The sequence below is a fragment of the Kitasatospora cheerisanensis KCTC 2395 genome (genome assembly GCF_000696185.1).
Lineage (GTDB): Bacteria > Actinomycetota > Actinomycetes > Streptomycetales > Streptomycetaceae > Kitasatospora > Kitasatospora cheerisanensis.
Genome location: NZ_KK853997.1, coordinates 767,344 through 785,322, shown reverse-complemented (window position 1 = coordinate 785,322; position 17,979 = coordinate 767,344). Strand labels below are relative to the sequence as shown.

The window sequence follows — 17,979 nt, the reverse complement described above, 5'->3', positions numbered from 1 at the left end:
CCAGGGGGGGTCCCCCCGGTCCCCCAGGGGGGGGACCCCCCCACCCGGGGTGGGGGGGGCCCCCGGGGGGTGGCCCCCCGGGTCCGGGACCCCAGGGCCGGGTAGGAGAGGCCGACGACCGCGGTGCGCCCGGCGGCGACCGCGTCGGAGAGGATGCGCGACCGCTCCATCAGGAGGGTCACGGTGTGCCTTATGTGCTCGTCGATGAAGTGGGAGTTGTCGGTGTGTCCGGCGGCGTTCGCGGCGAGCACGCTCGGCGTGACCCGCTCGATCACGTCGCGGACGAAGCCCTCGACGGTGGTGCCGGCGGCGACCGCCTCGCGGGTGGCGGCGACGGCGCCGCAGGAGTCGTGGCCGAGCACCACGACGAGCGGGGTGCCGAGCAGGCTCACGCCGTACTCGATGCTGCCGAGCACCTCGGTGCCGATCACGTGGCCCGCGGTGCGGACCACGAACAGGTCGCCGAGGCCCTGGTCGAAGATGATCTCGGCAGCGAGTCGGGAGTCCGAGCAGCCGAACAGGACCGCGAACGGGGCCTGTGACGGTGCGGTCTGGGCTCGGCGGGCGGCGTCCTGGTTCGGGTGCTGGGGGCCGCCGGCGACGAACCGGCCGTTGCCTGCCAGCAGCAAGTCGAAGGCTTCCGTGGGAGTGAGCTGCGCGGCATCTGTCATGCCCGCAGACTACGTCCCCGGGCCGTCCCCGGTCTTGCCCGGGCCACCTCCTGGACGCGGCCGGGGCATTACCGAAGCGGGGCGAAACGGTCGATTCCGGCGGGATTCGTCCGGATAACGCTGTAGCGGTGGCGATAATCATGCAGCGGCTGCGCCATCCGTGCGGCCGTGCCGGATCGCGCGGAACGTCCCGGCGGCGAGTTGACGCCCGGCGGCCGCCCGGCCGGTGACCGGTCAGTAGCAGCGGTAGTCGCGGGAGCCCTCGTTGGTGTCGCCGAAGTTGTTGCGGAACACCACGTTGTAGTGCCCGTACCGGTACCCGTTGCCGCCCGTGTAGGTGTACGTGAGCGTCTGCACGAAGCCGCCGTTGCCGTAGTAGTTGGTGTACGAGGTCGGGCAGCCCATGCCGGACAGGTCGGCGATCGGGGCGGCGGAGGCGGTGCCGGCCAGGCCGAGCGTCAGGGCGCCGCCGAGGGCGAGGGTGGATGCGGCCTGGGCGGCGCGACGGACGGCCATGCGGGGGCTCCTCGGGCTTCCGGGGGATCGACGGGGACGATCTTGCCCGGGTTGAGTTGATCGCGTCAATGGTATGGACCAATTGTTGCGAGAGGATGGCCGGATCCGGACCGGCGCACCGGACGGGCAGTCAGTTCGGGTGTGGGGAACGGCAGTCAGGACGACCTGCCCGACCCCGACGCCGCGCTCACCGTCGTCCGACGCCTCCTCGCCCCGCACGGTTCCGCCCGTCCTGACCGTCCCGAACCGTGCCACCGAGGTTGCCGGACCGGCGGGTGGCGGGGCGTCAGGACGGTTCGCGGTAGAGGAAGAGGGTGGCCGCGGTGACTGCGGCGGCGAGCAGGAGGGCCCAGGGGAGGTGCTGGTGCAGGACGAGGACCGCGCCGGGGACGGTGCCGGCGGTCATGGTGAGGGTGGCGAGGAGGCGGCGGCGCTGGCGGGGTGAGCGGCGGCCGGAGAGGGTGTCGGCGGCCAGACCGGTGAGGGTCATGGTGAGGACCGTGGTGGTGAGGTCGGGGACGCCGAGACTGCGGACGGTGGCGTTGCGCAGACCCATGGCCAGAGCGAGCAGCGCGATCAGGCCGTACTGGAGCGCGCCGCGGGTGCCCCAGGCGAAGGCGACGCCGGCGGCCGCGAGGTGGAGCACCGTCTCGACGGCGAGCGCGGGACGCAGGCGGCCGGTGGTGAGGCGGCCGGCGAGGGCCGCGCCGAGCAGGAACGCGCCGAGCGAGGTGAGGGAGCCGAGGACGGAGAAGCCGGGCGCGCCGGCCAGCGCGAAGCCGACGACGACCACGTTGCCGGTCATGTTGGCGGCGAACACGTGGTCCAGGCCGAGGTAGCTGACGGCGTCGATCAGGCCGCTGACCGCCGTGAGCCCGAACAGGGCCAGCGCCAGCGGGTCGCCGTCCTCGGTGGTCGCCCCGACCGGGCCGGCCGGCGGCGGTGGCGGCGGTGGCTGCGATGGCGGTGACGGTGACGACGGGGCGGCGGCGGACACGGCAACTCCTCTGCGACGGCGCGACGGCGCGACGACGGGCGGTCAGTAGCCTGCCAGAGCGCCGCCGCCCGGCGCCGGAACCCGCCCACGGAACCCGCCGACACGCCCCGGCGCGCCCGGCCCGGCGACGGCGCCCGGGCCGGTCCCGCCGGTTCCTGGCGGGGCGTCAGACGTGTCGCCCGGCGTGGGACACCCGGCGGGGGCGGCCAGTAGGGTGGACACCGGGCAGTGGCCCGGTCTGCGCCGGGCGGGACGGGAGAACCATGGCAGAGACCGGTGGGCGGAGACCGCCCACGATGGCCGACGTGGCCCAGGTCGCCGGGGTGTCCCACCAGACGGTCTCCCGCGTGCTCAGCGACCACCCCAACGTCCGCGGGGCGACCAAGGAACGGGTGCTGCGCGCGATCGCCGAGCTGGGCTACCGGCCGAACTCGGCGGCCCGGACCCTGGTGACCCGGCGCAGCCGGACGATCGGCGTGGTGGCCGCGAACACCACCCTGTTCGGGCCGGCCAGCATCCTGGCGGGCCTGGAACGGGCCGCGCGGCGCGAGGACTACCTGGTGGCGTCCGTGGGCCTGGAGGAGCTGACCGAGTACGCGCTCGGCAAGGCCCTTGAACGGCTGGGCAGTTGGGGCGTGGACGGGGCCGTGGTGATGACCCCGCACCGGCACACCGTGGCGGCGCTGGCCGGCCTGCCCCAGCCGTTCCCGATCGTGACGGTGGAGGGCGGGCACGACCTCGACCTGCCCGGCGTGGCCGTCGACCAGGTCGCCGGGGCGCGGGCGGTCACCGAGCACCTGCTGTCGCTGGGCCACACGCGGATCTGGCACGTGGCCGGGCCCGGCGAGTGGATCGAGGCCGAGGGGCGGCTGCAGGGCTGGCGCGCCGCGCTGGAGGCGGCCGGCCTGCCGGTGCCCCCGCACCTGGCGGGCGACTGGAGCCCGGCCTCGGGCTACGCGGCGGCCGCGAAGTGGCCGCCGCCGCCCGCCGCGGCGCCCCCTCCCGGCCGACCGCGGTGTTCGCCGCCAACGACCACATGGCCCTCGGGGTGGTGCACGCCCTGCACGAGGCCGGGGTGCGGATCCCGCAGGACGTCGCGGTGGCGGGCTTCGACGACCTCCCGGAGGGCGCCTACCTCACGCCGCCGCTGACCACCGTCCGGCAGGACTTCACCGCCGTCGGCCGGGAGGGGATCGCCATGCTGCTGCGCCTGATCGACGAGCCCGGCAGCTCCGTCGCGCACGTGAGCGTCCGGCCGGAGCTGGTGGTCAGGGCCAGCACCGCCGCCCGGCGGAGTCCCGGGACGGGCGCCACCGCCGCGCTGTTCTCCGACGCGGCGGGAGCAGGACCGGCCCGGTAGCCGTCCGACGGGCGGGCCCGCGCTGTCCCGGCCGCCCTTCGGGCCTGCGCGGTCCTGGTCCGGTAGCCGTCCGACGGGCGCGCCCGCGCCGTCCCGGTCCGTTCCAGGGGCACGCGCCGTCCCGGTCCGGCGGGCGGGGCCCACCGGACCGGGACGCAGGTCAGCGCTGCAGGGTCAGGACGCCGGGGCGCCACGGGAGTTGGTCGTAGGGGCCGGACGCGGTCGGGGACTTGCCCTGGTACAGGAGCTGGAGGTTGCAGGGGTCGATGGTCATGGTCTGGTCGGGGTTGTTGCGGACCAGGTCGCCGTGGCTGATGTCGTTGGTCCAGCCGGCGCCGCTGTTGGCCTTGCCGGCGAAGGGGTTGGACTCGGTGGCGGCCTGCGGGGTCCACGAGCCGCTCAGGCTGGTGGCCGTGAAGGAGCGGAAGTAGCGCTGCTCGCTCGCCCCCCGCGCCTCGACGATCATCAGGTACTGGTTCTGGCCCTTGACCTTGTACACCTGCGGGGCTTCGAACAGGTTGGCGGTGGTGTCGGTCATGACCGTGGTGTACGAGGAGCCGAAGCTGCCCGGGAAGTTCCCGATCGGCATGCTCGCCCGGTAGATGCTGCCGTTGTCACCGGCGAAGAACAGGTACATGTTCTGGTCGTCGGCGATCAGCGTCTGGTCGATCGGGCCGGTACCGGAGTTGGGGATGCTGCCGGTGAACAGCGGCTGCGGCGCGGACCAGCCGTTGGGGTTGGTCGGGTCGCTGGAGGTGCGGTAGATGAACGGCCAGGAGCCCCACTGGTAGGCGAGGATCCAGATGTTCTTCGGCGCGAAGTAGAACAGCGTGGGCGCCACCGCGGCCTGGCCCATCCCGGTCTGGGCGGCGGAGGCCATGTCGGACCAGTTGGTGAACGGCGCGAACGCCATCGAGCCGTACGAGGAGCCGTTCACGTTCGAGGCGTACACCAGGTGCTTGCCGTTGTAGACGACGTCGGTGAAGTCCTTCAGCGCGGCCCAGCCGTTGGCGGGCTGCGCCAGGGCGCCGGTGGAGCTCCACCGGTAGGTGGACGGCAGCGGGCAGTTGGTGCCGGTCGCCGGGGGCGTGGTCGGGGTGGTCGCGGTCAGGCCGGTCCACTGCTGGTTGCCGCCGCCGTTGCACGTCCACAGCTCCACGGCGGTGCCGTTGGCGGTCGCGCCGCCGGTGACGTCCAGGCACAGGCCGGACTCGACGCCGGTGACCGTTCCGTCGGCGTTCACCCGCCACTGCTGGTTCGCGCCGCCGCTGCAGGCCCAGATCTGCACCCGGGTGCCGGCGGTGGTGGCGTGGTCGGGGACGTCCAGGCACTTGTTGCCGTAGACGGTCAGCTGGTTGGCGGACGTCAGCGTCCACTGCTGGTTGGTGCCGTTCCAGCAGTCGTAGAGCTGAAGTTGGGCGCCGTCGGTCTGGCTGCCGCCCACCACGTCGAGGCAGCGGCCGGACGGGACGCTGCGCAGGGCGCCGGTGGTGGCGGCCCGGGCGGGGCCGGCGACGAGCATCGCCGCCAGCGCGGCCACAATCGCGACCAGCGCGGTGAGCAGCACGGACAACCGGGTGCGGCTCGGACTTGGGCTGTGCACGGGACCTCCTGGGGATGGTGGGGGTGGGGGGACGGGCCGCGCCCGCGCCGGGGAGTCGGGGCGGGCGCGGCCCGGCTCACTTGAAGTTCCAGTGCTGGTTGGCGCCGCCGTTGGAGTCCCAGATCTGGACGGGGGAGCCGTTGCCGGTCTGGCCGCCCGGGATCTCCAGGGCGCGGCCGCTGGCGGCGTTGAGCAGGGTGTAGGAGCCGTCGCCGTTGCGGGTCGCCCGCCAGTGCTGGTTGGCGCCGCCGTTGGAGTCCCACACCTGCATCCGCGTCCCGTTGCCGGTCTGCCCGCCGGGCTCGTCCAGGGCGCGGCCGCTGGCGATGTTGACCAGGGTGTAGCTGCCGTCGCTGTTCTGGGTGGCCCGCCACTGCTGGTTCGCGGCGCTGCCGTTGGCGTCCCAGACCTGGAGCTGGGTGCCGTTGCCGGTCTGCCCGGAGGGCTCGTCGAGGACCCGGCCGGCCGCCACGTCGGTGAGCGTGTACACGGTGCCGGAGACGATGCCCCCGCTCGGCGTGCCACCGCCGCCGCTGTTGTTCAGGGCGTTGAGCACCGTGCCGTAGGCGGCCTTCTTGTTGCCGCTGTTGTCGAACAGCAGCGGGTTCTCGCCGGTGCGCCAGGAGTCGCTGTCGCGGATGCCCCAGACCGTGATGCCGGTGCAGCGGGCGACGTCCAGGCAGGACTGGACGGCGTCGCCGTACGCGGTGGCGGAGGCCTGGGCGATGTCGAGCTCGGTGATCTGGACGTCGACGCCGAGCGCGGCGAAGTTGGACAGCGTGGTGCGGAAGCTGGACGGCGCGCCGCCGCTGCCGAAGTGGCTCTGGAAGCCGACGCAGTCGATGGGCACGCCGCGGGACTTGAAGTCCTTGACCATCGAGTAGACGCCCTGGGTCTTGGCGTCCGACCAGTTCTCGATGCTGTAGTCGTTGTAGCAGAGCTTGGCCGAGGGGTCGACGCTCCGCGCGGTGCGGAACGCCTCCTCGATGAAGCCGTTGCCCAGCAGGTTCTGGAACACCGAACTGCGGTGCTGGCCGCTGCCGTTGTCGGCGAACGCCTCGTTGACGACGTCCCAGGCGTAGATCTTCCCCTTGTAGTGGGTCATCTCCTGGGTGATGTGATTGTTCATCACGCTGCGCAGCGTGTTGGCGTCGCCGATCGAGCTGACCCAGCTGGGCAGTTGGGAGTGCCAGACCAGGGTGTGGCCGCGCATCCGCTGGCCGTGCGCGGCGGCGTGGTTGACGATCGAGTCGGCGGGGCCGAAGTTGAACGAGCCCCGGGACGGTTCGACGGTGTCCCACTTCATCTCGTTCTCCGGGGTGATCATGTTGAACTCCCGGTCGAGCACGGTGGCGTAGGTCGAGTCGCCGAGCTTGCCCGTCGGCACCGCGGTGCCGAAATAGCGGTTGCTGCCGGCCGCTGCCGCGCCGAGCGTGCTCGCCCCGGCGGCCTGGGCCGCGGGCCGGCGGCGAGGACGGCGACCAGGCCGAGCGCCGCGCAGGCGGCCGGAGCAACGGCCGTGCGGAGGCGGGTCTTCCCGTTGAGCCATGGCATGACGGATCGTTCTCCTTGGGTGGGGAGGAGAGGGCGCGCCGGGCAGGCCGGGGCGCCCCGTGCCGACGGTCGTGCGGGCAGGCGCCCGCCGTCGTCGTTCCGGCCGGCAGGGCACGCGGTGCAGGTGGGAGTGGTCGAGGGAATGGTGGGAGCCGGACCCTCGATCACGCTGTTAGCGCTAACAATCCCTGCTGCGGGAGAGTGCGCCGATCCACGGTTGCCCCGGTGAAATGTGTATCAGGCGCTACGGGTTGTCAATACTCCGCGCAGCGCCGGGCCGGATCCGGGCGGCCCGGCCGCCGGCTCCGGTGAAAGTTACCCGGGGCCGGCGGCCGGCGGCGCTCAGGCGCAGTCGGCGCCGTTCATGGTGAACCGGGTCGGCGTCGCGTTGCTGCCCGAGTAGGTCGCCTGGAAGCCGAAGCTCGCGCTCGCGCCGGGCGCCAGGGTGCCGTTCCACCCGGCGTCCCGCGCGGTCACCGCGGCGCCGGTCTGGGACACCGTCGCGTTCCACCCGTTGGAGACCCGCTGGTCACCGGCGAAGCTCCAGCCCAGGGTCCAGCCGGAGACGGTCGAGGTGCCGGTGTTCTTCACGGTCACCGTCGCGGTGAAGCCGTTGCTCCACGAACTGTCGACCTTGTACGCCACCGCGCAGGACGCCGCGGGCGGTGCGGTGTCGTCGTCCGCCTCGGTCGCCGTGAAGGTCGCCGACTGGACGCCCGGGCCGGCGACGGTGAACACCGCGCTGCCCGCCGCCGTGTCCGCGTCCTGCGCCGCGGACAGCGAAACCTGCTGCGCCGCGGCCCAGTTGGCCGGGGTGAAGACCAGCGAGGAGGTGGTCGCCGACAGGTCGGTGTCGCCCGAGGTGCGGGTGACCGTCACCGTGACGTCCTGGGCGGGCGCGGCCGAAAGTTTCACCGCCACCGTCGCGGAGCCGCCCTCGGGGACGGTCACCGCCGCGGGGGCGACCTGCACGGCCGGCGTCGCCGGGGTCGCGCGGCGCTCGGCGGCGAACGCGGACAGCCAGGCCAGCGAGGCGTTCCAGTTGATCGCCACCTCGTTGGTGGAGTACGAGCCGATGTCGTCGAGGTAGCAGGCCGCCGGTGCGCAGCCCGCCAACTGGGCCTTGGCGACCGGGTCTTCGAGACCGGCGTCCGGGCCGCCCGCGAAGGAGCCGGCCGGCGGGTGCGGGAGCGAGGCGTCGTTCTGGTGCGCCCAGAAGCGGTGGTGCTCGTTCTCCGAGGCGCGCTCGCCGTAGCCGCTGACGTAGGAGCGGTCCAGGGCGTTGCGGCCCAGCAGGTAGTCCATCGTCTCCAGCGCGCCGGTGCGGTAGCGGGTGGCGCCGGTCAGCTCGTACGCGACGGCCATCACCATCGCGTTGTTGGCGACCGAGCTGTTCGAGCCCCACACGTAGGCGTCGGCGGCGAGCGGCACCGCGTAGCCCTCGCCCATGGTGGACAGGTAGCCGTCGGCCGCCGTGGTCAGCAGGCCGCGCAGCCGGGTCACGTCGTCCGCGGGCAGCGCCACCCCGGGCACCGTGGCCAGGGTGATCCGGCCGAGCGTCGCGGTGCCGCCCCACCAGAAGGCGTCCACCGGCTTGGTGTGCAGCGGGGACGAGGTGACCGCGTCCCGGTACTGCGACTCGCCGGTGGTGGCGAGGAGTTCGGCCGCCGCCCAGTAGAACTCGTCGGACACGTCGGCGTCCTCGTACGCGCCGCCGCCGGTGCTGTCGCTCGGCGGGGCGAGGACGTTCGGGTTGGCCCGGGCGGCCGTCCAGGCGCGGCGGGCCGCGTCCAGGCAGCGGGCGGCGAAGGCGGAGTCGTACGGCGCGTAGACCCGGGCGCACTGGGCCGCGGTGGCGGCCAGGTTGAGCGTGGCCGCGGTCGACGGCTTGTGCAACTCGCGCTGCTGGTCGTCGAGTTCGGGACGGGTCGGGAGGCCGGTCCACTGCGCGTCGTGGATCTTGTGGAAGGCCATCCCGGCCAGCGGCTTCCCGTCCGGGACCTGCATCCGCAGCAGGAACTCCAGCTCCCAGCGGGCCTCGTCCAGTACGTCCGGCACCCCGTTGCCGCGCTCGGGCACCCGCAGCGTGGAGTCGCCGAGCGCCGCGTCGCCGCCCGAACGGCGGGCCCGCTCGAAGGAGTTGACCAGCTCCCAGGTCGCGATGCCGCCGTTGACCACGTACTTGCCCTGGTCGCCGGCGTCGTACCAGCCGCCGCGGACGTCCAGCCGGTAGTCGCACACCCCGGTCTGGCACGGCACGCTGGTGTCGCCCTTGTTCGGCGCCACCCCCAGGTGCCCGGCGGGTCGCGCGTACGCGCTGCCGCCCGCGAGCGCCGCGTCGATCGCGATGCCGCTGCGCTGCTGGTAGAAGAAGTTCAGGCTGTCGGCGCGCAGGCCGTCGTACAGCGAGGCCGAGATGTCGAACGGGTGGCTCGCCAGGCCGCCGACGACCAGGGTGAAGCCGCTGCCGGCGCCGGTGTACGCGCCGAAGTCCACCAGGTGGGTGGACTGGCCGGACGCCTGGTCGGCGCCGTGCACGGTGGTGGTGCCGGCCGCGACCTGCGCACCGGAGGAGTCGCGCAGCTGCCAGGCGAGCGGGGCGGTCGCCGAACTGACCACGGTGGCCCGCTTGGGGCCGTCCGGCAGGTAGCCGAGCTGGTTGACCCGGACCGGGAAGTCGGTGGCCGCACCGACGGCGGCGGTGGTGGTGGCGGCGTCGGCGGTGGCCGGGACGGACACGGCGGCGGTGAGGCCGCCGGCGGCGAGGGCCAGGCCGGTCAGCACGGCGGCCGCGCGCCGGGGCAGCCTGCGGCCGGAGAGGAACGGAGGCACGGGTGGGGGCCTTCCTGTGGGGGGAGTGGTGGGTGGGAGCGCTCCCATGCGTCCCAATGAAGCCAGCCGGGTGGACGGAACGTCAAGAGGCTCCGGCCCGAACGGAGTTGACGGCAGGTGGGGCGGGACGGGCTCCTCGGCAAGGGCGCCGCGCGAAGCGGCCCGGTGCGCTCGCGGACCGCGGCGGGTCGGCCCGGAGCCGCTCCCGGTCGGTTCGCGCACCCGGCGGCGCGAATCCGCGGCGGTCGGAACGGCGCGGCCCGGGAGCGCGGGTGACGCGCCGTCGGCCGGGGCGGCGGACCGGGCACAGCGCACCGCCGCCGGGCGGGACGGTGGTCAGGTGCGGCGGGCGGGGCCGGCGCTGCGGCGGAGGACGAGCTCGGGGGTGATCCGGATCCGGGGGATCGGGTGGCCGGTTCCGCCGAGTTCGGCCACCAGGAGTTCCAGCGCGCGGCGGCCGAGTTCGCCGAAGTCCTGTCGGACGGTGCTGAGCGGGGGGATGAAGTAGGCGGCCTCGGGGATGTCGTCGAAGCCGATCACGCTGATCTCGCCGGGCACCGAGCGGCCGCTCTCGTGCAGGGCGCGCAGCAGGCCGAGGGCCATGTGGTCGTTGGCGCAGAAGACGGCGGTGACCTCGGTCAGCCGGGCGATCCGCTGGCCGGCCTCGTAGCCGGACCGGGCGCTCCAGTCGCCGGCCTCCACGGGCGGCGCGGTCGCGCCGGCGGCCTTCAGGGCGTGGCGCCAGCCCTCCTGGCGGTCCTGGCTCTCCAGCCAGCCGACCGGGCCCGCCAGGTGGTGGACGGTGCGGTGGCCGAGGTCGAGCAGCTGCCGGGTGGCGGTCTCCGCGCCGGAGCGGTTGTCGACCGTGACGGCGGGGATGCTGGAGCGGGTGCCGGAGCCGACCGCCACCACCGGCACCGAGCTGGTGACCTTGGCGACGGCGCTGACGGCCGAGGTCTGCGGCGCGACGACCACGATCCCTTCGACGCCCTGGTCGCGGAGCCGGTCGACGGCCTCCTGGACGGAGCGGCTGTCCAGCGAGCGCAGGCTGGCGACGCTGACGAAGTACCCGGCGCTGCGGGCGGCGCGCTCGATGCCGTCCAGCATCGAGGCGGGCCCGTAGAGGGTGGACTCGAAGCTGACCACGCCGAGGGTCTGCGAGCGGCGGGTGACCAGGGCGCGGGCCGCCGAGTTGGGCCGGTAGTCGAGCTCCCGGATCGCGGCGAGCACCCGGTCCCGGGTGCCCGGGCGGACGTGCGGGGCGCCGTTGAGGACCCGTGACACCGTCTGGTGGGACACCCCCGCCAGCTTCGCGACGTCCGCCATCACGGGCTGCCGGGTCTCCGGGCCGGCCGTTTCGGTCCCCAACGTTCCACTCCCTCGCCGACCGCGGACGTGCGCCGGGCGGCCGGTCAGCCCCGTGCGGTGCGGGGAGAGCGGTGGTGACGTCACGTGCCGGCGCGTCAGAAGGGTACCCGTTCGGTCTGTTCACGCTCACAATGCGGGGCCGGGGCCGTGCGGGGGCTCGGAAGGGGCGTGCCGGGGCAGGCCGGAGGGCCGGCCGGCGTCCTGTGAACGCTCACAACCGGCCCGGGGCCGGTGCTGTGCCTGGGAGGGAAGCACCGGCGGGGAAGGGGTGTCAAGGAGGGGCGGCGACCGCCGGGCCGCGGCCTGTCCGGCGGCGGTGGCGCGGCGGTGCGGGCGGGGGCGGCGGCGGGCACTCGCCCGACCTGCGGAAAGCCCGGCGGCGGCCGGATCCGGGCGGTCCGACGGCGGGTCAAGATTGGGTAACGGGCGGTGACTTGGGTTGTCGGCCAGGAATGTGAGCGCTAACAATCTCCCTCGGCGGAACAGCGCCGCCACACCGCGTTCACACGGCCGGAACAGTGCGCCCTCCCCGGCCCCGCCCCGGTCGCCCAGCCCCCTCCCCGAAGGCCGGCCGGTGCCGCCGTCCGTGCGATCGACCACCCCGAGAGGAAGTCCCCACATGTCCAAGAGAGCTGCGGCGGCCCTGGTCGCCGGTGCGATGGTCGCGGTCCTCACCGCCTGTGGCTCCGGCGGTACAGGCTCCGCCGGCAAGGGTTCCGGCCACAAGCTCGTCGTGGGCTTCTCCCAGGTCGGCGCCGAGAGCGGTTGGCGCACGGCCAACACGAAGTCGATCCAGGAGTCGGCGAAGAAGGCCGGGGTCGAGCTGAAGTTCTCCGACGCGCAGCAGAAGCAGGAGAACCAGATCAAGGCGATCCGCTCGTTCATCCAGCAGAAGGTCGACGTGATCGCCTTCTCGCCGGTGGTGGAGTCGGGCTGGGACACCGTCCTCAAGGAGGCCAAGGACGCGCACATCCCGGTGATCCTGACCGACCGCTCGGTGGACTCCAAGGACGAGTCGCTGTACGTCTCCTTCCTCGGCTCGGACTTCGTCGAGGAGGGCAAGAAGGCGGGCGACTGGCTGGTCAAGGAGTACGCGTCCGCCGCCGGCCCGGTGAACATCGTCCAGTTGGAGGGCACCACCGGCTCGGCGCCCGCCAACGACCGCAAGTCCGGCTTCGCGGACGTCGTCAAGGCCGACCCGAAGTTCAAGGTGGTCGCCTCGCAGACCGGGGACTTCACCCGGGCCAAGGGCAAGGAGGTCATGCAGGCCTTCCTGAAGTCCCAGCCGAAGATCGACGTGCTGTACGCGCACAACGACGACATGGCGCTCGGCGCGATCCAGGCGATCGAGGAGGCCGGCAAGAAGCCCGGCAGCGACATCAAGATCGTCTCGGTGGACGGCGTCAAGGACGCCTTCACCGCGATGAGCCAGGGCAAGATCAACTACGACGTCGAGTGCAACCCGCTCCTCGGCGACCAGCTGATGGACCTGGCGAAGAAGGTCAAGGCGGGTGAGCAGGTGCCGCGGCGGATCAAGACCGAGGAGGGCACCTTCACGCCCGACCAGGCCACCGCGGCCCTGCCCAACCGCCAGTACTGACCCGCCCCCGCCGTTCGGGGCCGTCCCGCCGGCGGTCCGGCCCCGCACGGCCGGACCGGACCGCCGGGGGGCGGCCCGGCCCGGGAGACACGAGAGGAGAGCCGGGTGCGGCAGCAACCGGTCCTGGAAGTCCGGGGGATCCGCAAGGAGTTCCCCGGGGTGGTGGCGCTGGACGGAGTCGACTTCCGGCTCTTCCCCGGCGAGGTGCACGCCCTGATGGGGGAGAACGGCGCCGGGAAGTCCACCCTGATCAAGGTGCTCACCGGCGTCCACCGGGCGGACGGCGGCGAGGTGCTGCTGGCCGGCCGGCCGGTGCGGATCGGCGGGCCGCTGGAGGCCCAGCAGGCCGGCATCAGCACGGTCTACCAGGAGGTGAACCTCTGCCCGAACCTGTCGGTCGCGGAGAACATCTTCATCGGCCGCGAACCCCGCCGCTTCGGCCTGGTCGACTGGGCGGCGATGCGCCGCCGGGCCGCCGAACTGGTCCGCGAACTGGACCTGGACGTCGACGTCTCCGCGCCGCTGGGCAGCTGCTCCATCGCCGTCCAGCAGCTGGTGGCGATCGTCCGCGCGGTCGCCGTCTCCGCCAAGGTCCTGATCCTGGACGAGCCGACCTCCAGCCTGGACCGCGACGAGGTGCAGCGGCTCTTCGCCGTCATGCGGCGGCTGCGCGACCAAGGCGTGGCGATCCTGTTCGTCTCGCACTTCCTCGACCAGATCTACGAGATCTGCGACCGGACCACCGTGCTGCGCAACGGCCGGCTGGAGGGCGAGTACCTGACCGCCGAACTGGACCGGATGGAACTCGTCTCCCGGATGATCGGCGCCGAACTGGCCGGACTCGACCAGCTCGGCGGCGGAAAGCGGCGCGAACGCACCGCACCGGCCGGCCCGGCGTTCCTCCAGGCCGACGGGCTGACCCGGCGCGGCGCCGTCGAGCCGTACGAGCTGGACATCCGGCCCGGCGAAGTGATCGGCCTGGCCGGACTGCTCGGCTCCGGCCGGACCGAGGCGGCCCGGCTGCTGTTCGGCGCCGACCGGAGCGACGGCGGCACGCTGCGGATCGACGGTGCGGTCACCGCGCTGCGCGGCCCGCGCGACGCGATCGCCCGCGGCATCGCGTTCTGCTCCGAGAACCGCAAGACCGAGGGCCTGATCGGCGACCTGACGGTCCGCGAGAACATCGTGCTGGCCCTGCAGGCCTCCCGCGGCTGGACCCGCCCGCTGTCGCGCACCGCGCAGGACGCGTACGCGCTGCGCTGGATCCGCGCCCTGGACATCCGCCCCGGCAACCCCGAGGCGCCGGTGCGCAACCTCAGCGGCGGCAACCAGCAGAAGGTGCTGCTCGCCCGCTGGCTGATCACCGACCCGAAGCTGCTGATCCTCGACGAACCCACCCGCGGCATCGACGTCGGCGCCAAGGCCGAGATCCAGAAGCTGGTGGCCGGCCTCGCCGAGGACGGCATGGCGGTGCTGTTCATCTCCGCCGAACTGGAGGAGGTGCTGCGGCTCAGCCACCGGGTCGGCGTGCTGCGCGACCACCGGATGGTCGCCCGGCTCGACAACGACGGCGAGCTCACCCCCGAGCACGTCATGGCCACCATCGCGAGCGGAGCGCACCCATGAGCACGACACCGGCGGCGGACCGGGCGGGGGCGGTGAAAGCGGTGACCCGGAACCGGCTGTTCTGGCCGGCCGCGGTCCTGGCCGTGCTCCTGGTCGCCAACCTCGCCTTCACCCCCGACTTCTTCGCGGTCCGCCTCCAGGGCGGCCACCTCTACGGCTCGCTGATCGACATCCTGCACTTCGGCGCCCCGCTGATCCTGGTCTCCCTGGGCATGACCCTGGTGATCGCCACCGGCGGCATCGACCTGTCGGTCGGCTCCACCGTCGCGATCGCCGGCGCCCTGGCCTGCCTGCACATCAGCGAGTCCACCGACCCGGGCGGCCTCGGCACCGTGCTGACCGCCCTCGGCATCGCGCTGGGCGCCGCCGTGCTGCTCGGCGCCGTCAACGGACTGCTGGTGGCCAGGGCCGGCGTCCAGCCGATCATCGCCACCCTGATCCTGATGGTGGCCGGCCGCGGCGTGGCCCAGCTGATCACCGACGGCCAGATCATCACCGTCACCAGCGACCCGTACAAGCTGATCGGCGGCGGCTACTGGCTGACCGTGCCGTTCGCGGTCCTGCTCGCCGCCGCGGTGGTACTGGCCGCGGTACTGCTGACCCGCTCCACCGCGCTCGGCCTGCTGCTGGAGTCCGTCGGCGGCAACCCGGTGGCCAGCCGGCTGGTCGGCATCCGGGCGACCCGCCTGATCGCGCTGGTCTACGTGTTCAGCGCCCTGTGCGCGGCGCTGGCCGGCCTGATGGTCTCCTCCAACGTCTCGGCCGCCGACGGCAACAACGCCGGGCTGTGGATCGAACTGGACGCCATCCTCGCGGTGGTGCTCGGCGGGACCTCGCTGAACGGCGGCCGGTTCTCCATCGGCGGCACCGTCCTCGGCGCGCTGATCATCCAGACCCTCGCCACCACCGTGTACACCATCGGCGTCCCGCCGGAGACCACCCTGGTGTTCAAGGCCTTCGTGGTGATCGCGGTCTGCCTGGTCCAGTCGCCCGTCTTCCGCGCCAAGCTCGCCGCCCGCGGCAGCCGCGTCCGGCGCACCACCGACCGGCCGTACGTCGCGGCCCCCACCGACCGGGAGGTCGGCGCATGAACGTCCACGCCCTGACGGCCCGCCTGCGCGGGCAGATCCCCCTGCTGGTCACCGCGGTCCTGCTGGTGTCGATGTTCGGCGTCGGCTCGGTGCAGTACGACGGCTTCTTCTCCGGCCAGGTCGTGCTCAACCTGCTGATCGACAACGCCTTCCTGCTGGTCGTCGCGGTCGGCATGACCTTCGTCGTGCTGACCGGCGGCATCGACCTGTCGGTCGGCGCGGTGGTGGCGCTGTCCACCATGGTCTCCGCCTGGCTGGTCGAACGGCACGGCTGGCCGCCGCTGCTGGTGATCCCGCTGGTGCTGCTGATGGGCACCGCCGGCGGCTGGCTGATGGGCTGGATCATCCACGTCTTCGAGATCCAGCCGTTCATCGTCACGCTGGCCGGCATGTTCCTGGCCCGCGGCCTGTGCTACACGATCAGCATCGAGTCGATCTCCATCACCGACCCGCAGTACACCGCGATGGCGCAGACCCGGATCCCGCTCGGCAGCCTGTTCGTCTCGCCCAGCGCCCTGATCGCCCTGCTGGTGGTCGCCGCCGGATTCGTGGTCCTGCACCACACCCGGCTCGGCCGGAACGTGTACGCGCTCGGCGGCAGCGAGCAGTCCGCCCTGCTGATGGGACTGCCGGTGCAGCGCACCAGGACCACCGTCTACGCGATCAGCGGCTTCTGCTCCGCGCTCGGCGGCGTCCTGCTCACCTTCTACATGCTGTCCGGCTACGGCCTGCACGCGGTCGGCCTGGAACTCGACGCGATCGCCGCGGTCGTCATCGGCGGCACCCTGCTGACCGGCGGCTCCGGCTACCTGCTGGGCACCCTGCTCGGCGTGCTGGTGCTCGGCCTGATCCAGACCGTGATCAGCTTCCAGGGCACCCTCAGCTCCTGGTGGACCCGGATCGTCATCGGCGCCCTGCTGTTCGTCTTCATCGTCCTGCAGCGGCTGATCACCGGCCGCCGGCGCTGACCGCCCGCCGGCGCTGACCATCCGCCGGCCCCGCGCGGACCCGGGCGCGCCGCCCGCCGGCCCCACACCGTCCCCGCCCCACCCATGCCAAGGAAGAGACAGTGAGCATGACTTCCCCCCACGAGCCGGAGCACTACGTCGTCGGCGTGGACTTCGGCACCCTGTCGGGGCGCGCGGTCGTGGTCCGCACCCGTGACGGCGAGGAACTCGGCACCGCCGTGCACACCTACCCGCACGCCGTCATCGAGGACCGGCTGCCCGGCACCGGCCGCCGGCTCCCCCCGGACTGGGCCCTTCAGCACCCCGAGGACTGGCGCGAGGTGCTGCGCACCGCCGTCCCCGCCGCGCTCGCCGCCGCCGGCGTCGACCCGGCCCGCGTCATCGGCATCGCCACCGACTTCACCGCCTGCACCGTGCTGCCGACCCTGGCGGACGGCACCCCGCTCGCCGAGCTGCCCGAGTGGGCCGAACGGCCGCACGCCTGGCCGAAGTTGTGGAAGCACCACGCCGCCCAGGGCCAGGCCGACCGGATCAACGCCCTCGCCCACGCCCGCGGCGAGAAGTGGATCGGCCGCTACGGCGGGAAGATCTCCGCCGAGTGGCAGTACGCCAAGGCCCTCCAGGTGCTGGAGGAGGACCCGGAGGTCTACGCCGCCTGCGCGCGCTGGATCGAGGCCGCCGACTGGATCGTCTGGCAGCTGACCGGCGCCGAGTCCCGCAACACCTGCACCGCCGGCTACAAGGGGATCCTCCAGGACGGCCGCTACCCGTCCGAGGAGTACCTGGCCGCCCTGCACCCGCAGTTCGCGGACTTCGCCCGCACCCGGCTGGAGCACCCGCTCGCGCCGCTGGGCTCCCGGGCCGGCTCGCTGACCGCCGAGGCCGCCGCCTGGACCGGCCTGCCGGAGGGCATCGCCGTCGCCGCCGGCAACGTCGACGCGCACGTCGCCGCGCCCGCCGCGCAGGCCGTCGACCACGGCCGGCTGCTGGCGATCATGGGCACCTCGACCTGCCACGTCGTCAACGGCCCGGCCCCGGCCGACGTCCCCGGCATCTGCGGCGTCGTCGACGGCGGCATCGTCGACGGCGCCTGGGGCTACGAGGCCGGGCAGAGCGCGGTCGGCGACATCTTCGCCTGGTGGCTGCGCCAGGGCCTGCCCGCCGAGTACCTCGCCGAGGCGGCCGCGGCCGGCGAGGACGCCCACCAGCTGCTCACCCGCAAGGCCGCCGCCCAACCCGTCGGCGCCCACGGCCTGGTGGCACTGGACTGGATGAACGGCAACCGCTCCACCCTGGTCGACCACCACCTGTCCGGCGTCATCGCCGGCCTGACCCTGACCACCACCCCCGAGGACGTCTACCGGGCCCTGCTGGAGGCCACCGCCTACGGCGCCCGCGTCATCGTCGAGGCCCTGGAGGCGGGCGGCGTCCCCGTCCACGAGTTCGTCGTCACCGGCGGCCTCAAGAAGAACGCCCTGCTGATGCAGATCCACGCCGACGTGCTGCGCCGGCCCGTCTCCATCGCCGTCTCCGAACAGGGCCCCGCCCTCGGCTCCGCGATCCACGCCGCCGTCGCGGCCGGCGCCCACCCCGACGTCCGCGCCGCAGCCGCCGCGATGGGCCGCGTCCGGCGCCACGCCTACCTGCCCGACCAGGCCCGCGCCGACGCCTACGACGCCCTGTACGCCGAGTACCGCCTGCTGCACGAGCACTTCGGCACCGGCCCCGACCTGCTGCTGCACCGCCTGCGCCGGCTGCGCAACGCCGCCCTCAGCCACGACAGCGAGGACTGA

12 protein-coding genes and 2 pseudogenes are annotated in these 17,979 nt (G+C 73.4%); 7 read left to right on the top strand and 7 right to left on the bottom strand.

Translation table 11 applies throughout. The annotated features are described in order from the left end of the window. The 3 genes from KCH_RS39065 to KCH_RS03445 form a co-directional block, all read right to left on the bottom strand. Positions 1-671 (bottom strand): carbonic anhydrase (locus tag KCH_RS39065; RefSeq protein ID WP_084224144.1); only part of this gene is annotated, 671 nt, incomplete at its 3' end. Positions 672-905: 234 nt separating this feature from the next. After that, on the bottom strand, positions 906-1,187 hold the full coding sequence (locus KCH_RS03450) for a hypothetical protein (RefSeq protein ID WP_035858821.1): 282 nt from the start codon (positions 1,185-1,187) through the stop codon (positions 906-908). A gap of 286 nt (positions 1,188-1,473) precedes the next feature. Further along, entirely contained in the window at positions 1,474-2,184 is a 711-nt protein-coding gene (locus KCH_RS03445) for a YoaK family protein (RefSeq protein WP_425268729.1), read from the bottom strand. Here KCH_RS03445 and KCH_RS46430 point away from each other — a divergent pair. Both KCH_RS46430 and KCH_RS45820 read left to right on the top strand, forming a co-directional pair. Further along, positions 2,148-3,038: pseudogene (locus KCH_RS46430) on the top strand (LacI family DNA-binding transcriptional regulator); the annotation flags it as partial. The gene KCH_RS03445 and the pseudogene KCH_RS46430 sit on opposite strands and share 37 nt — an antisense overlap. Further along, complete coding sequence (locus KCH_RS45820; RefSeq protein ID WP_279635935.1) at positions 3,008-3,544, top strand: substrate-binding domain-containing protein; 537 nt, start codon at positions 3,008-3,010, stop codon at positions 3,542-3,544. The pseudogene KCH_RS46430 and the gene KCH_RS45820, both read left to right, overlap by 31 nt. Positions 3,545-3,704: 160 nt before the next feature. On the opposite strand, the gene KCH_RS03435 is transcribed toward KCH_RS45820, so the two are convergent. From KCH_RS03435 to KCH_RS03420, 4 genes and pseudogenes are all read right to left on the bottom strand, one after another. Then, a complete protein-coding gene (locus KCH_RS03435) occupies positions 3,705-5,147 on the bottom strand; it encodes a non-reducing end alpha-L-arabinofuranosidase family hydrolase (RefSeq protein ID WP_425268728.1) in 1,443 nt (480 codons plus the stop codon). Positions 5,148-5,226: 79 nt separating this feature from the next. Further along, positions 5,227-6,701, bottom strand: a pseudogene (locus KCH_RS03430) (glycoside hydrolase family 10 protein); the annotation flags it as partial. Positions 6,702-7,043: 342 nt separating this feature from the next. Further along, positions 7,044-9,533, bottom strand: a complete 2,490-nt coding sequence (locus KCH_RS03425; protein WP_035858818.1) for a glycoside hydrolase family 9 protein — start codon at positions 9,531-9,533, stop codon at positions 7,044-7,046. Between the two features lie 336 nt (positions 9,534-9,869). Beyond that, on the bottom strand, positions 9,870-10,901 hold the full coding sequence (locus tag KCH_RS03420) for a LacI family DNA-binding transcriptional regulator (RefSeq protein WP_035858815.1): 1,032 nt from the start codon (positions 10,899-10,901) through the stop codon (positions 9,870-9,872). Between the two features lie 619 nt (positions 10,902-11,520). Between KCH_RS03420 and KCH_RS03415 the strand changes: the two genes are divergently transcribed. The 5 genes from KCH_RS03415 to KCH_RS03395 all read left to right on the top strand — a co-directional run bounded on the left by KCH_RS03415 (position 11,521) and on the right by KCH_RS03395 (position 17,979). After that, positions 11,521-12,501 (top strand): ABC transporter substrate-binding protein, encoded by a 981-nt coding sequence (locus KCH_RS03415; RefSeq protein WP_035858813.1) that lies wholly within the window; start codon positions 11,521-11,523, stop codon positions 12,499-12,501. Positions 12,502-12,606: 105 nt separating this feature from the next. Next, the gene (locus KCH_RS03410; RefSeq protein ID WP_035858811.1) at positions 12,607-14,127 is read left to right on the top strand and encodes a sugar ABC transporter ATP-binding protein; all 1,521 of its coding nucleotides are present in this window, start codon (positions 12,607-12,609) and stop codon (positions 14,125-14,127) included. Further along, positions 14,124-15,218, top strand: coding sequence for an ABC transporter permease (locus KCH_RS03405; protein ID WP_035858809.1), 1,095 nt, complete (start codon positions 14,124-14,126; stop codon positions 15,216-15,218). Before KCH_RS03410 ends, KCH_RS03405 begins: the two co-directional genes overlap by 4 nt. Then, positions 15,215-16,186 (top strand): galactofuranose ABC transporter, permease protein YjfF, encoded by a 972-nt coding sequence (gene yjfF, locus KCH_RS03400; protein ID WP_035858806.1) that lies wholly within the window; start codon positions 15,215-15,217, stop codon positions 16,184-16,186. The genes KCH_RS03405 and yjfF overlap by 4 nt, the downstream gene beginning before the upstream one ends. 107 nt (positions 16,187-16,293) lie before the next feature. Further along, positions 16,294-17,979 (top strand): ribulokinase, encoded by a 1,686-nt coding sequence (locus KCH_RS03395; RefSeq protein ID WP_035858803.1) that lies wholly within the window; start codon positions 16,294-16,296, stop codon positions 17,977-17,979.

Coding starts and splice junctions, on each gene's coding strand:
- KCH_RS03415 (WP_035858813.1), top strand. CDS start 11,521: ATGTCCAAGAGAGCTGCGGCGGCCCTGGTCGCCGGTGCGATGGTCGCG.
- yjfF (WP_035858806.1), top strand. CDS start 15,215: ATGAACGTCCACGCCCTGACGGCCCGCCTGCGCGGGCAGATCCCCCTG.
- KCH_RS03450 (WP_035858821.1), bottom strand. CDS start 1,187: ATGGCCGTCCGTCGCGCCGCCCAGGCCGCATCCACCCTCGCCCTCGGC.
- KCH_RS03395 (WP_035858803.1), top strand. CDS start 16,294: ATGACTTCCCCCCACGAGCCGGAGCACTACGTCGTCGGCGTGGACTTC.
- KCH_RS03405 (WP_035858809.1), top strand. CDS start 14,124: ATGAGCACGACACCGGCGGCGGACCGGGCGGGGGCGGTGAAAGCGGTG.